The sequence below is a fragment of the Cellulomonas sp. EB106-03-03-XG116 genome (genome assembly GCF_058792015.1).
Genome location: NZ_JBYTEP010000053.1, coordinates 14,072 through 28,473, shown reverse-complemented (window position 1 = coordinate 28,473; position 14,402 = coordinate 14,072). Strand labels below are relative to the sequence as shown.

The following is a 14,402-nucleotide window of genomic DNA, read 5'->3' as shown; positions in this document are numbered from 1 at the left end:
GACGCCGCGAGCGCCGCGCCGCCCGCCGCCCCGCGCCGCCGGCGCCGCCGAGGCCGCGCGGTCGCCGCGGTGGTGGTCGTCGCCCTCGTGCTGCTGCTCGCCTGGCCGATCGGCCTGGTCCTGTGGGCGGACGGCAAGATCCAGCACGTGGCGGCGCTCTCGGGGGCCGCGGACACCCCGGGCACCACCTACCTCCTCGCCGGCTCCGACTCCCGCGAGGACGGCGCGATCGAGGACCCTGACACCGTCGGCGCCCGCACCGACACGATCCTGCTGCTGCAGGTCCCCGACTCGGGCCCGGCCGCGCTCATCTCGCTGCCGCGCGACACCTACGTCGACATCCCGGGCCACGACCCGAGCAAGCTCAACGCCGCGTTCTCGTGGGGCGGCGCCCCGCTGCTGGTCCAGACCGTCGAGGAGCTCACGGGGCTCACCGTCGACCACTACGTCGAGATCGGCTTCGGCGGCGTCGAGCAGATCGTCGACGCGCTCGGGGGCGTCGAGCTGTGCCTCGACGGCAGCACCGGGATCTCGTTCCCGCTGAACGACACCAACTCCGGCCTCGTCTGGGACGCCCCCGGCTGCAAGACCGTCGACGGCGTCCAGGCGCTCGCCTACTCGCGCATGCGCTACTCCGACCCGTCCGGGGACATCGGCCGCGGCCTGCGCCAGCGCGCGCTGATCTCCGCCGTCGCCGCCAAGGCCGAGAACCCCGCGCTGCTGCTGCAGCCGGGCAAGCAGGTCTCGCTGATCAACTCCGGGACCGCCGTGCTGACGGCGAGCGACGAGACGGGCATCGTCGACCTGGGGCGGCTGGCGCTGGCGTTCCGCGCGGCCACCGGGCCGGGCGGCATCACCGGCACCCCGCCGATCAAGAGCCTGGACTACCGCCCGGGCAACGCCGGGTCCACCGTGCTCCTCGACCCGGACCAGACGCCGTCCTTCTTCGCGGCGATCCGGGACGGCTCCCTCGAGCCGGGCGTCGTCGGGGGCGTGCCCGGCTCCTGACCGGAGCGGAACCCGGCGCGCACCAGGCCCGCGAGGCCGACGAGCGCGTCCCGGGCCCGCTCGCACCCCGCGGTGGTCGCGCGCCGCAGCCGCGGGCCGAACGGCCTCTCGACGAACCGGTGCACCAGCCACGCCAGCACCAGCGAGAACCCGGTCGCCGCGACGAGCACCGCCCACACGGGCAGCCGGTCGTGCAGCAGGTGGATCACCCACAGGCCCCAGTACTCGTGCGTGAGGTACAGCGGGTAGGTCAGCGCGCCCGCGGCGGTGAGCCCGGCCCAGCGCCACCGCGACAGCGGGGTGAGCGACACCAGCGCGACCAGGCCGACGCACGCCGGCAGCGCGACCGCGAGCAGCACGGCGCTCGGCTCCACCACGGAGTTCGCGCCCAGCGAGTGCATCCGGGCCGGCACCAGGGCCGCGGTCGCGACGGCGGTGTTGGCCGCGACCAGCAGCCACGGCACGACGGCGTGCCCGGTGCGGTGGATGACGTACAGCGCCATGCCGGCCGCGAACAGCGGGGCGTACGGCGCCACCAGCCAGGTGACCGCGTCCGACCAGCCCAGCGCGCGGGCCAGCATCGCCGCGGCCGGCCACAGCGCGGCGAACCACAGCACGCGCCGCCGGGTGATCCCCACCGCCGCGAACAGCGCGATCAGCACGTAGAACCGCAGCTCGACCCAGAGCGTCCAGTACACGCCGTCCACGTGCCCGACGTCGAACAGGGACTGCAGCAGCGTGAGGTTGACCAGCACCTGGCCGCCGGTGATCTGCTTGCCCTCCCAGACGAGCAGCAGCAGCGCCCCGGTGAGCAGCACGCCGGTCCAGTACGCGGGGTACAGCCGCGCGACCCGGGAGCCGATGATGTCGGGGACCGACCGGCCCCACGCCGTCATCAGGATGACGAACCCGCTGATCACGAAGAACAGCTCGGGACCGAGCGAGGTGTACGTGGCCCAGCCGGCGACGGCGGGCGCGACCTCCGCGAGGTCGCGGCCCCAGGCGTCGGTCTGCCGGGCGGTGAAGTGGTACGCGAGCACCCCGAGCGCGGCGAGGAACCGCAGGGCGTCCAGCGCGGCGAGGCGCGGCGCGCGGGCGGCGGTGGCGGGGCTGCGGCCCGGCGCCGGGGCGGCGTCGGGTCGGGCGGTGCGGGGCGGCGCGGTGGTCGTCACCGTCTCGACGGTAGGTGCGGGTCCGGCGGTCCGCCCGTCGAGCGGGCCCGCCTCGGGCGCCTCTCGACGAGACCTTCACGCCACGCTCGGCCCACCCCCGCGACCCTCAGGAGGAGGTGCGCCCGCCGAGTCTCCATCTCGCGCCTGTTCAAGACCGCGGTCGCGCAGACGCGAAATGGAGACTCGGCGAAGGCGGCCGCGCGCAGCCGGGCGCGGGCGGGGCGTCAGCCGGGGGCGGGCGGGGCGTCAGCCGGGGGCGGAGTGCGTCAGCCGCCGAAGCCGACCGCGGGGCGGCGGCCGTCGCCGTGCAGGGACCGCAGCCGCTCGCCCTTGGCGTCCGCCTGCGCGCGCAGGTCGTCCTGGAACGCGAGCATCGCCGCGGCGAGCCGGCGGGCCGTCTCGTCCGTGCCCGCCCCGAGGATGCGCGCGGCCAGCAGCCCGGCGTTCCGGGCGCCGCCGATCGACACCGTCGCCACCGGCACACCGGCGGGCATCTGCACGATCGACAGCAGCGAGTCCATCCCGTCGAGCCGCGACAGCGGCACCGGCACGCCGATCACGGGCAGCGGCGTGACGGCCGCGAGCATGCCCGGCAGGTGCGCCGCCCCGCCGGCCCCCGCGATGATCGCGCGCAGCCCGCGCCCGGCGGCCTCGCGGCCGTAGGCGACCATCTTGTCGGGCTGCCGGTGCGCGGAGACGACGTCGACCTCCACCGGGACGTCGAACTCGGCGAGCGCCTCGGCCGCGGCCTCCATGACGGGCCAGTCCGAGTCCGAGCCCATGACGATGCCGACGAGCGGGGTGGCCATGCGGTGCCTCCGGTGGGGTGGGTGTCGGGGGTGGTGGGCCGGGCGGGCCCGGTCGGTCAGGGCGTCGTGTCGCCGCGCAGCACGGCCGCCGCGGCGACCGCCCGGCGCCGGACGTCGGCCAGGTCGTCCCCGGACACCGTGACGTGCCCGAGCTTGCGGCCGGGGCGCACGCCCTTGCCGTAGAAGTGCACCTTGGCGCCCGGGTCGAGCGCGGCCACCTCGGCCAGCCCGTCGGTGAGCGCGGCGCGGGTGGAGCCGAGCACGTTCGCCATGACCGTCCACGGCGCCCGGGCCTCCGTCGCCCCGAGCGGCAGGTCGAGCACGGCCCGCAGGTGCTGCTCGAACTGGCTGGTGACCGAGCCGTCGATCGTCCAGTGCCCCGAGTTGTGCGGGCGCATCGCCAGCTCGTTCACCAGCACGCGCGGGGCGCCGCCGTCGGGGTCGGCGACCTCGAACAGCTCGACCGCGAGCACGCCGGTGACGCCCAGGCCCTCGGCCACCTCCCGGGCGATCCGCTCCGCCGTGGCCGCGGTGCGCGGGTCCAGGTCGGGGGCCGGGGCCACCACCTCGGCGCACACCCCGTCGCGCTGCACCGACTCGACGACGGGCCAGGTGCGGACCTCGCCGGACGGCGCGCGGGCCACGAGCGCGGCCAGCTCCCGGGTGAACGGCACCCGCTCCTCGGCCAGCAGCGGGGCGCCCGTGCCGTCGGCGGCCGCGGCCAGCCAGTCGTCGGCCTCCTCCGCGGACCGCACGACCCGCACGCCCTTGCCGTCGTAGCCGCCGCGCGCGGTCTTCACCACGGCGGTGCCGTCGCCGGCCGCGAGGAACGCGGCGAGGTCGGCGGCGGAGTCGAGCGGTGCCCACCGCGGGCACGGCACGCCGAGCGCCGTCAGCCGGGTGCGCATGACGATCTTGTCCTGCGCGTGCACCAGCGCGTCCGGGCCGGGCCGCACGGCGACGCCGCGGTCCTCCAGCTCGGTGAGCAGGCCGTTGGGCACGTGCTCGTGCTCGAAGGTGAGCGCGTCGGCGCCGACCACGAGCGCCTCGACGGCCACCGGGTCCGCCGCCGCGCCGACGGGCGCGTCGACCACCACCTGCGCCGCCGACGACACCGCGTCCTCGACCAGCACCCGCAGGTGCACGCCGAGCGCCGTCGCCGCGGGCGCCATCATGCGGGCGAGCTGCCCACCACCGACCACTGCCACCACGGGTGCTGCCACGAGCCGTGAGCCTAACCGACGTCGCACAGCGGTCCCCCAGCGTCTCGCCGTACCCTGTCGGGGTGACTCCCTCCGGTGCGCCCCGCCTCGCGGCCGCACCAGGACCCGCCCCCGAGGCCCGCCCCGGGCTCCTGCACGGCCTGCTGTACCGCATGCCGCGCCGGTCCCTCCGCGACCGGGCCCTCGAGCTGGTCCGGTTCGGCTCGGTCGGCACGGTCGCGTTCGTCGTCGACCTCGGCACGTACAACCTGCTGCGGTTCGGCCCCGTCGACGCGCTGCACGGCAAGCCGCTGACCGCCCGCATCATCGCGGTCGTGCTCGCGACGCTGGTGTCCTGGCTCGGCAGCCGGCACTGGACGTTCGCCGGCCAGAGCAAGCACCGCGGCGGCCGCGAGCTGCTGCTGTTCTCCGCGATCAACGTCGTCGGCATCGGGTTCACCGTCGGCACGCTGTGGTTCTCGCACTACGTGCTGGGCCACTCGGGGCCGTTCGCCGACAACGTCGCGAACGTCATCGGCATCGTGCTCGGCACGGTCGTGCGGTACGTGGGCTACAAGCTGTTCGTGTTCACCGGGTCGGCGGGCCTGCCGGTCGCGCTGGCGGAGGTGGGGCACGAGTCCCGCGCGGCCGACGACCCGGCGGGCGGCTCCGTCCCGCACCCCCGCGCCACGCGCGACTGACGCGGTCAGCGCACCCGCGGTCAGCCGCCCGCGGGTGCGCCGTCGGTGGGCGGCCGGGCCGAGGGCCGTTCGGTCGCCGGCCGCGCGACCAGGGTCGTGACCGCCAGCAGCACCAGGGCGACGACCGCCACGGTCGCCACGTAGGCGGGCGTGAGGTGCCCCGCGAGCACGAGCGCGAGGGCCGCCCCCGCGCCGATCACCACCCGCACCAGCACCCGCTGCTCGGCGAACCACACCCCGACCGGCCCGGTGCTGATCCCGCGCCGCTCGCCCGCCGTCCGCAGCCAGGTCGCGCCGCGGGTCCAGGACGCCCGCAGCGACCGCGCCGCCGACGTCCCGCCCGCGACGAACGCCACCAGCGCGACGACGACGCCGAGCACGAACGCCGAGCGCAGCGCCACCCGCAGGAACGCCACCACCTGGTCGTAGACCACCACGGCGGCGTCGGGCCGCTGCACCCCCGGCGGCAGGGCGTCGACGTACACCGAGCGCCCGATGGTCAGCGCCGCGCCGAGCAGGAGCATCGCCCCCGCCAGGGACAGCCCCGCGACCACCAGCGCCCGCGACCGGTGCACGGCCGCCACCACGCCCGCGGCCAGGAGGCCGAGCGACAGCCAGATCAGCCACGTGCCGAGCAGGTCCAGCACCCGGTAGGCGTTCTGCGCCCGGACCAGGTCGGCGCTCTGCATCAGCGGGAAGCTGGCGCTGATCGCGGGCAGCCGGTCCACCAGCGTGAACCCGGCGTCCGACAGCGAGCTGCGGACGGTGTCCACCACGCCCGTCAGGTCGACCACGAGCGTCCCCTGGGCGTCGATGCTGGCGATCGCGTCCGGGTCGCCGCGCAGCACGGCGTTCAGCTGGGCGTGCACCGTGCGGTTCGCCTCGTCCCACACCGCCTCGAAGACGTCCGACGTCACCACCGCGTCGACCGCCCGGCGGATCACGTTCGTCGCCCCGTCGACCAGCGGGCCCTGCAGCGAGCCGACCAGCGCCGACACCCGCGGCGGCAGCCCGAGCCCCTCGACGGCGGTCACCGCGTCGGACGCCAGCCCGTCGAGGTCCGCCGCGTCGACGATCGCGCCGGTCACCCGGTTGGTCACGGCGCCCTGGATCTGCGGGTCGTCCACCAGCGGTCCCACGGTGGCGAGGTACCGGTCGGTGTCGGTGACCAGGTCCCGCGCCCACACGGCGACGACGGCCACCGGGGCGAGCAGGGCGCCCAGGACGATCAGCACGACCGCCGCCGCGGCGCGGGTCCTGTGCCGCTGCCGGGGAGGCGCGGGCGGCGGCACGGCACCACCCGCCGCGGGGTCGGCGCTCGCGTCGACGGCTGCACGCGCGGTCGCGGCGGCCCGCAGCTGCGCGTTCTCCGCCTCCAGCGCGGCGATCCGCGCGGTGAGGTCCGCCGCCGTCCCCGGCCCGGGACGCTGCTCGGCCATCGACCCCACCCCCTCGGGCGCCCGCCGCGGGAGGCGCCCCTCGCGGCGAGGCTAGCGCCGCGCGTCGCGCCCCTCCCCCACCCACCGGGGGTGACCGCCGGCGGCGCGTAGGTGCCCGCGCCTCAGCGCCGCCGGCGCGCCCGCTCCGAGCGCGGCGAGATGACCGACCCGCGCGGCAGCACCACGTCGGGCGCCATCGCCGCCGGCACGCCGGCGAGGAACAGCGCGAACACCGCCGGCCGCCGCTGCGCGAGCTCGAGCCGCGCCCCGTCGGCCGACGCCAGGTCCCGCGCCAGCGCCAGGCCCAGTCCGGTGCCCTTGCCGGAGGTGACCTCGCGCTCGAAGATCCGCGGCGCCAGGTCGTCCGGGACGCCGTCGCCCTCGTCGGCGACCTCGACCACGACCGAGCGCGCCGCGCCGGCCCGGGACCGCACGGTCGTCGTGCCGCCGCCGTGCCGCAGCGAGTTCTCGATCAGCGTGGCCAGCACCTGCGCCAGCGCGCCGGGGGTGGCGAGCACCTGGGCCTTCGGGTCGACCTCGACGACGAGGCGGCGGCCCTCGGCCTCGAAGGTCGGCCGCCACTCCTCCTCCTGCTGGTGCACGACGTCGCCCAGCCGGATCGCCTCCGTGGTGCCGCCCTGCGCGCGCCGCGACCGGGTGAGCAGGTCGTCGACGACCGTCACCAGCCGCTCGACCTGCTCCAGCGAGATCCGCGCCTCCTCGCGCACCGCCGGGTCGTCGGAGGCCAGCATGATCTCCTCGAGCCGCATGGTGAGCGCGGTCAGCGGGGTGCGGAGCTGGTGCGACGCGTCGGACGCGAACTGCCGCTCGGCAGCGAGCCGCCCGGCCATCCGGTCGGCGCTGCGCGCGAGCTCGGCCGCGACCAGGTCGATCTCCTCGACGCCGGACGGCTCCAGCTGCGGGCGCACCTGCCCGGAGCCCAGCTGCTCGGCGGAGGCCGCGAGGTAGACCAGCGGGGCGGCCAGCCGGTTCGCCTGCCAGATGGCCATGGCGATGCCGGCCGCGAAGGCGACGATCGCCGCGGCCACGACCAGCCCCATGATCTGCGCGCTCATGAGGAACACGTCCCACCACGGGGCGTACATCGTGATCCGGGCGCCGGTCGTGGACGTCTCGGTGATCGTGATGGCTCGCTCGGGCACGTCCGGGCCCGCCTGGTACCGGCCGCCCTCGGTGGTGACGACGAAGATGCTCACCGCGACGCCGCCCCCGCGGTCGACGTACGGCTCGAGCATGGTGTCGGACAGCGGCGTGCCCTCCTGGACGCGGCTGTCGATCTGCCGCGCCAGGTCGGACGCGCGGGTCTCGAGCGACCCGATCTCGTTGTCCCGGACGTACTGCGCGCCGAGGAAGGCGAGCGGGAACCCGAGCAGGACGACCGCCACCGTGACGGCCGCGATGGTGGCCTGGAGGACGCGGCGGCGCACGGGTCAGCCCCGGTTGCCCTCTCCGGACTCGAACCGGAAGCCCATCCCCCGCACCGTGCTGATGTAGCGGGGCGCGCTCGCGTCGTCGCCGAGCTTGCGGCGCAGCCACGACACGTGCATGTCGAGCGTCTTGGTGGAGCCGGTCGGGTCGGAGCCCCACACCTCGCGCATGAGCGTCTCGCGGGCGACGACGGTGCCCGCCGCGCCGACCAGCACGCGGAGCAGGTCGAACTCCTTGGCGGTGAGGTGCAGCTCGCGCTCCGCCTGGAACGCGCGGTGCGCCGCCACGTCCACGCGGACGTCCTGGCTGCGCAGCTCGTCCTCGTCGGGGGTGTCCCCGCCGGTGCGCCGGAGCAGGGCCCGCACGCGGGCGAGCAGCTCGGCCAGCCGGAACGGCTTGGTCACGTAGTCGTCGGCGCCGGCGTCGAGCCCGACGACCAGGTCCACCTCGTCGGCGCGGGCGGTCAGCACCAGCACGGGCGTGGTCAGGCCCTGGTTCCGGATGGCGCGGGCGACGTCGAGCCCGTCCATGTCGGGCAGCCCGAGGTCGAGCACCACGAGGTCGGCCTCGCTCGCGCGGTCGATGGCCCCCTGCCCGGTGCCCTGGACCCGGACGTCGTAGCCCTCCCGGCCCAGTGCCCGCGCCAAAGGCTCGGCAATCGCGGGATCGTCCTCAGCCAGCAGCACCTGCGTCATTCCGCCATGTTAGGTCACGGAACGGTCTACGACACGGCGCACCGGGGTATCGGTTCGGTGAAGTCCGCCCGTCCCCCCGTGGTCGGACCCCGCCCGGGACCTCGGTCCGCCCCCGGGGGCACGACCCGCGGCGGGCGCCGACCTACGCTGGCGCGATGACGTGGTGGGAACGCCTCACGCGGTGGGAGGAACGCCACCAGCTCGGGATCGACGTCGGCGCGATGGTGCTGACGGGTCTCGTCGTCGTGCCCCTCGGGGCCAGCATGGCGCCGAACTGGGGGCTCGGCTCCTACGCCGGGGCCGCGCTGGCCGCGCTCGCCTGGGCGCCGCTGGGCTGGCGGCGGACGCACCCGGTCGCCTCGGTGGTGAGCGTCTACATCGCCTGCCTCCTGCACCTCCTGGTCGGCGTGCCGCTGCTGCTGCCGTCGGACCTGGCGGTGCTGCTCGCGCTGTACTCGGTCACGGTGCACGGGCCGAGGTGGGCCCACCTCACCGCGATGGGTTCGGCGCTCGTGGGGAACCTGTTCATGGTGTCCGGGCTGCTGCTGCAGTCCTGGGCCGGCAGCGCCGCGGAGATGGCGGCGTCCGCGATCGCCCTGTGGCTGTTCGCCTCCGTGACCGCGCTGGCCGTGTGGGCGTTCGGCCTCGTCCGGCGCTCGCGCCGCGTGACGATCGCCGCGCTGCGCGACCGCGCGGAGCGGCTGGAGGTCGAGCGCGACCAGCAGGCGCGGATCGCCACGGCCGCCGAGCGCACCCGGATCGCGCGCGAGATGCACGACATCGTCGCCCACTCGCTCTCCGTCGTCGTGGCGCAGGCGGACGGCGGCCGGTACGCGGCCGCGGCGGACCCCGAGGCGGCGACCCGCGCCCTCGGCACGATCGCCGAGACCGGGCGGGCGGCGCTGGCCGACATGCGCCGGCTGCTCGGGGTGCTGCGGGAGCCGGACCGGGCGCCGGGCTCGGAGGCGGCCGGCGGGACGCCGGGCCTGCCCGGCCGGCCGGGCGCACCGGCGGCCGAGGGGGCGACCGCGCCGTACACCCCGCAGCCCGCCGAGCACGACCTCGAGTCCCTGGTCGAGCAGGTCCGCTCCTCCGGGGTGCGGGCCTCGCTGGTCCGCATGGGCACGCCGCGCCGGCTGCCCCCCGGCATCGGGCTGACCGTGTACCGGATCTGCCAGGAGGCGCTCACCAACGTGCTCAAGCACGGCGGCCCCGACGTGACGGTCACCGTGCTCGCGCAGTGGCAGGCCGCCGCGCTCGTGCTGGAGATCACCGACGACGGCCGCGGCGCCGCGGCGGACTCCGACGGCGCCGGGCAGGGCCTGCTCGGCATGCGGGAGCGGGCGACGATGGTGGGCGGCACGCTGAGCGCCGGCCCGCGCCCGGGCGGCGGGTTCCGCGTGCGCGCCGAGCTGCCGCTGCCCCCGGGTGCGCCGGTGGACGACCGGGCCGCCGCGCCCGGCACCCTAGGCTGACGCCCATGTCCGCCATCCGCGTCGGCCTCGTCGACGACCAGCAGCTCGTGCGCGCCGGGTTCCGCCTGGTCATCGACTCCCAGCCCGACCTCGAGGTCGTCCTGGAGGCCGGCGACGGCGCCCAGGCCGTGCAGGCGCTCACCGCCGGCACCGCGCAGGCGGGCGTCCTCGGCCCCGTCGACGTCGTGCTGATGGACGTCCGGATGCCGCACCTCGACGGCCTCGCCGCCACCGAGCGGATCGTCGCCGCGGGCACGCCCGAGCACCCCGCGCCGCGGATCATCGTGCTGACCACGTTCGACATCGACGAGTACGTGCTGGCCGCCATCCGCGCGGGCGCGAGCGGCTTCCTGCTCAAGGACACGCCGCCCGAGGACATGCTCGACGCGATCCGCACCGTGCACCGCGGCGACGCGGTCATCGCGCCGTCGTCGACGCGGCGCCTGCTGGAGCACCTGGTCACGGCCCTGCCCGCCGAGCAGCAGCAGGCGTCCGCCGGCGCCGAGGCGCTCGCGACGCTCACCGACCGCGAGCGCGAGGTGCTGGTGCTGATGGCCCGCGGGCGGTCGAACACCGAGATCGGCGAGGACCTGTTCGTCGCCGAGGCCACCGTGAAGACGCACGTCGGGCGCATCCTCGCCAAGCTGGGCGCCCGGGACCGGGTGCAGGCGGTCGTCGTGGCCTACGAGACCGGCCTGGTCGTCCCCGGGGCGTGACCCGGGCACGACCCGGGCACGGGCCCGGTCGGGCCCCGGTCGCGCGCCGCTCCCCCACGTCGTACCGGGGGATGACGCGAGGTCCGGACCGGGGGTGGACGCGGCCGTGCGGCTGCGCTCCGTAGCGTCGGGGACGTCCCGATCCCGAGTCCCAGGAGCACAGCCGTGGACCCGTTCGTCCCCGCCCCCGCCGCCAGCGCCGGCCCGATCGCCCCGCACGCCGGGGCCCCGCAGCACCGGGAGGCCGCGGTCCGCGCCCGCGGGCTGACCAAGGTCTACGGCCGCGGCGAGGCCGAGGTCCGCGCCCTCGCCGGGGTGGACGTCGACTTCGCGGCCGGCGAGTTCACCGCGATCATGGGCCCGTCGGGCTCCGGCAAGTCGACGCTCATGCACGTGCTCGCCGGCCTCGACGCCGCGACCGCCGGCTCCGCGTTCCTCGGGCGGACCGACGTCACCACCCTCGACGACGACGCGCTCACCCGGCTCCGCCGCGACCGGGTCGGCTTCGTGTTCCAGTCGTTCAACCTGCTGCCGATGTTCACGGCCGAGCAGAACATCCTGCTCCCGCTCGAGCTCGCCGGTGCCAAGGCCGACCGCGCCTGGTTCGACACCCTGGTCGCGACGCTCGGCCTCGGGCAGCGGCTCACGCACCGCCCCTCCGAGCTGTCGGGCGGCCAGCAGCAGCGCGTCGCGATCGCCCGGGCGCTGATCGCCAAGCCCGAGGTCGTCTTCGCCGACGAGCCCACCGGCAACCTCGACTCGCGCTCCGGCGCCGAGGTGCTGAGCTTCCTGCGCCGCTCCGTCCGCGAGCTCGGCCGCACGATCATCATGGTCACGCACGACCCGACGGCCGCCGCCTACGCCGACCGCGTGGTGCTGCTCGCCGACGGGCGGATCGCGGGCGACATCGTCGACCCGACCCCGGAGGCCGTGCTCGCCGGGCTGGACGCGCTGCGTCAGCTCGAGGTCACCGACGTGCCGGCGGGTGCCTGATGTGGCGGCTCACCCTGGCGCAGATGCGCCGGAGCCTCGGCCGGCTCACCGCCGCGGGCGTCGCGGTCGCGATCGGCACCGCGTTCGTCGCGGCGACGCTGCTCGCCGGTGACGTCATGCAGCGGATCTCGTACGACTCGCTCACCGCGTCGTACGGGACCGCCGACATCATCGCCGACGCCGGCAACGGCGACGCGCTGACCGACGAGACCGTCGAGGCGGTGCGGGGCACGCCCGGCGTCGCGGCGGCGGACCCCCGGATCGTGGCCCCGTACGTCAGCATGTCGGCGGGCGACCGGGCGATCTCGCAGACGCTCGTGCCCGTGGCGAGCGACCCCGCCTTCGACACCCAGCACGTGACGGCCGGCGCCCTGCCGACCGCGGACGGCGAGATCGCGCTGCCCGAGCGGGCCGCCGAGCGGCTCGGCGTGGGCGTCGGCGACACGATCACCGTGTCGTACTACACCTGGCAGCCGACCGACGGGGCGGCGGCCGACGACGCCACGGCCGAGGCCCCCGCCGAGGAGGCCACCGCCGGCGCGACCGACGACGCCACGGCCGACGCGACCGACGCGGCGCCGGGCGAGGACGGGACCTACCGCGAGGTGGACGCCGACGCCGAGGTCGTGGGCCTGACCACCGACCCGACCTCCGCGTGGGCCCAGTACGGCGGCGCTGCGCTCGCCACGACCGCCGACGCGCTGCTCTGGGGCGGCTGGGGCGAGGGCGGCGCCACGCCGACCCTGGTCGACGCCGCGACCTCCCAGCTGCTGGTCGCCGTCGACCCGGGCGCCGACACCGCGACCGTCATCGACGCCGTCGAGGGCGTGCTGACCGCCTCCGGCAGCACCGACCCGATCGTGCTCACCCGCGACGCCGCCGCCGAGCGGGCCCTGTCCGGCAGCGGCGGCACCGGCCCGATCCTCGTCGTCGTCCTGGCGTTCGCCGCCGTGGCGATGATCGTCGCCGGCCTCGTCATCGCGAACACGTTCCAGGTGCTGGTCGCCCAGCGGACCCGGACGCTCGCCCTGCTCCGCTGCGTCGGCGCCGTGCGGTCCCAGGTCCGCGGGTCGGTGCTGCTGGAGGCCGGGCTGCTCGGGCTGGCGGCCTCCGTCGCGGGGACGCTGCTCGGCACCGGGCTGGTGCAGATCGCGCTGCTGGTGATGCAGAACGCGGACCTGCCGTTCCCGGTCCCGACCGTGGTCCGCCCGACGGTCGCGAGCGTCGTCGCGCCGCTGGCGGTCGGCCTGGTCGTCACCGTGCTGGCCGCCCTGACGCCCGCCCGCGTCGCCACCCGGGTCGCGCCGATCGCCGCGCTGCGCCCGGCCGACGCCCCCGTCGCGGGGAGCCGCGCGGGCCGGTTCCGGCTGGTCGTCAGCCTGGTGCTGGTCGTCGGCGGCGCGCTGATGCTCGCCGGCGGCGTGGCCCTGTCCCAGCGGGCCCTCGTCGCCGCGGTGGGCATCGCCATCCTCGGCGGCGCGGCGTCCTTCGTCGGCCTGCTGGTCGGCGCCGTGTTCTGGATGCCGCGGGTCGTCGCCGCGATCGGCGGCCTCGTCGGCCGGCTCGGGATGCCCGCGCGGCTCGCCGCCGCCAACACCGGCCGCAACCCGGCGCGCACCGCCGCCACCAGCACGGCGCTGCTGATCGGCGTCACGCTCGTCGCGATGATGAGCACCGGCGCCGTGACGGCCCGGGCCACCCTGGACGACGAGCTCGACACGCGGTTCCCCGTCGACCTCGCGATCTCGACGCCGTACGCGGCGGACGAGGACGGCACCGCGGTCGCCGAGCCGCTGCCCGCGGGCACCGTCGACGCCCTGGCCGACATCGCCGGCGTGGAGTCCGTGGCCGCCCTCCCGCGGGACAGCGTCGAGCTCGGCGGCTCGGGGAACGTCGTCGACGCCCTGGGGATCACGCCCGAGCAGGCGGCAGACGTGCTCCGCGACGCCGACCTCGCCGCCGCGGTCGGCGACGGCACCGTCGTGGTGCCCCGGTCGCTCGCCGCGACCAGCGGGATCGAGGACGGCGACACGATCGCGCTGGCCCGCAGCGAGGGCGACGCGTCCGGCGGGGCGGGCACGGTCGACCTGACCGCCGTCGTCGTGCCGCTGGACGACTGGACCGTCCTCGTCACCCCGGCGACCCTCGACGCCCTCGGCTCCCCCGGGACCGAGAGCACGGCGTGGCTGCGGGTCGCGGACGTCAACGCCTCCGGCGAGGTCGTGCAGCAGGTGCAGGACCTGACGGCGGACTCCCCGCTCGACATCACCGGCGCGGCGCTCGAGCGGGCGCTGTACCAGCGGGCGATCGACACCCTGCTCGCGGTCGTGGTCGGGCTGCTGGCCGTGGCCGTGGTGATCGCGCTGATCGGCGTCACCAACACGCTCTCGCTGTCGGTCATCGAGCGGCGCCGCGAGTCGGCGACGCTGCGGGCCCTCGGGCTCACCCGCCGGCAGCTCCGGGCGTCGATGGCCGTCGAGGGCGCGCTGATCGCCGGGGTCGGCGCGGTGGTCGGGGTCCTGCTCGGGATGGCCTACGGCTGGCTCGGGTCGGCCGCGGTGCTCGCCGGGATCGCCGACCTCCAGCTCCGCGTGCCGTGGACGGACCTGGGCCTGGTGCTCGGGGTGGCGCTGGTCGCCGGCGTGCTCGCCTCGGCGCTGCCCGGACGCACGGCGGCCCGGACTCCCCCGGTGGCGGCCCTCGCGGTCGACTGACCGCGGACCAGCGACGCGCGCCCGGCACG

Annotated in this window: 11 protein-coding genes and 1 pseudogene; 6 read left to right on the top strand and 6 right to left on the bottom strand. The window is 76.6% G+C overall.

Going from position 1 to position 14,402, the window contains the following annotated elements; all coding sequences use genetic code 11:
- Positions 1-1,008: LCP family protein (locus AC3WUG_RS16340; protein WP_492328633.1), on the top strand; the 1,008-nt coding region annotated here is incomplete at its 5' end.
- Positions 1,009-1,139: 131 nt separating this feature from the next.
- On the opposite strand, the pseudogene AC3WUG_RS16335 reads toward AC3WUG_RS16340, so the two are convergent.
- The 3 genes and pseudogenes from AC3WUG_RS16335 to AC3WUG_RS16325 form a co-directional block, all read right to left on the bottom strand.
- Positions 1,140-2,180, bottom strand: a pseudogene (locus AC3WUG_RS16335) (acyltransferase family protein); the annotation flags it as partial.
- A gap of 266 nt (positions 2,181-2,446) precedes the next feature.
- Entirely contained in the window at positions 2,447-2,989 is a 543-nt protein-coding gene (gene purE / locus AC3WUG_RS16330) for a 5-(carboxyamino)imidazole ribonucleotide mutase (RefSeq protein WP_492328632.1), read from the bottom strand.
- Between the two features lie 56 nt (positions 2,990-3,045).
- A complete protein-coding gene (locus AC3WUG_RS16325; protein ID WP_492328631.1) occupies positions 3,046-4,212 on the bottom strand; it encodes a 5-(carboxyamino)imidazole ribonucleotide synthase in 1,167 nt (388 codons plus the stop codon).
- 62 nt (positions 4,213-4,274) lie between these two features.
- Between AC3WUG_RS16325 and AC3WUG_RS16320 the strand changes: the two genes are divergently transcribed.
- A complete protein-coding gene (locus AC3WUG_RS16320; RefSeq protein WP_492328630.1) occupies positions 4,275-4,892 on the top strand; it encodes a GtrA family protein in 618 nt (205 codons plus the stop codon).
- 20 nt (positions 4,893-4,912) lie between these two features.
- Here AC3WUG_RS16320 and AC3WUG_RS16315 read toward each other — a convergent pair whose 3' ends face one another.
- The 3 genes from AC3WUG_RS16315 to AC3WUG_RS16305 all read right to left on the bottom strand — a co-directional run bounded on the left by AC3WUG_RS16315 (position 4,913) and on the right by AC3WUG_RS16305 (position 8,475).
- On the bottom strand, positions 4,913-6,331 hold the full coding sequence (locus AC3WUG_RS16315) for a hypothetical protein (RefSeq protein WP_492328629.1): 1,419 nt from the start codon (positions 6,329-6,331) through the stop codon (positions 4,913-4,915).
- A gap of 122 nt (positions 6,332-6,453) precedes the next feature.
- Positions 6,454-7,779 (bottom strand): sensor histidine kinase, encoded by a 1,326-nt coding sequence (locus AC3WUG_RS16310; protein WP_492328628.1) that lies wholly within the window; start codon positions 7,777-7,779, stop codon positions 6,454-6,456.
- A 3-nt stretch (positions 7,780-7,782) separates the two neighbouring features.
- Positions 7,783-8,475 carry a response regulator transcription factor gene (locus tag AC3WUG_RS16305; protein ID WP_147794118.1) on the bottom strand — a complete coding sequence of 231 codons (693 nt, stop codon included), beginning with the start codon at positions 8,473-8,475 and terminating at the stop codon, positions 7,783-7,785.
- A 155-nt stretch (positions 8,476-8,630) separates the two neighbouring features.
- Between AC3WUG_RS16305 and AC3WUG_RS16300 the strand changes: the two genes are divergently transcribed.
- From AC3WUG_RS16300 to AC3WUG_RS16285, 4 genes are all read left to right on the top strand, one after another.
- Entirely contained in the window at positions 8,631-9,950 is a 1,320-nt protein-coding gene (locus AC3WUG_RS16300; RefSeq protein ID WP_492328627.1) for a sensor histidine kinase, read from the top strand.
- 5 nt (positions 9,951-9,955) lie between these two features.
- A complete protein-coding gene (locus AC3WUG_RS16295; RefSeq protein WP_492328626.1) occupies positions 9,956-10,666 on the top strand; it encodes a response regulator in 711 nt (236 codons plus the stop codon).
- 207 nt (positions 10,667-10,873) lie between these two features.
- A complete protein-coding gene (locus AC3WUG_RS16290) occupies positions 10,874-11,659 on the top strand; it encodes an ABC transporter ATP-binding protein (protein WP_492328634.1) in 786 nt (261 codons plus the stop codon).
- Positions 11,660-11,682: 23 nt separating this feature from the next.
- Entirely contained in the window at positions 11,683-14,373 is a 2,691-nt protein-coding gene (locus AC3WUG_RS16285) for an FtsX-like permease family protein (protein ID WP_492328625.1), read from the top strand.
- Positions 14,374-14,402: the final 29 nt, after the last annotated feature.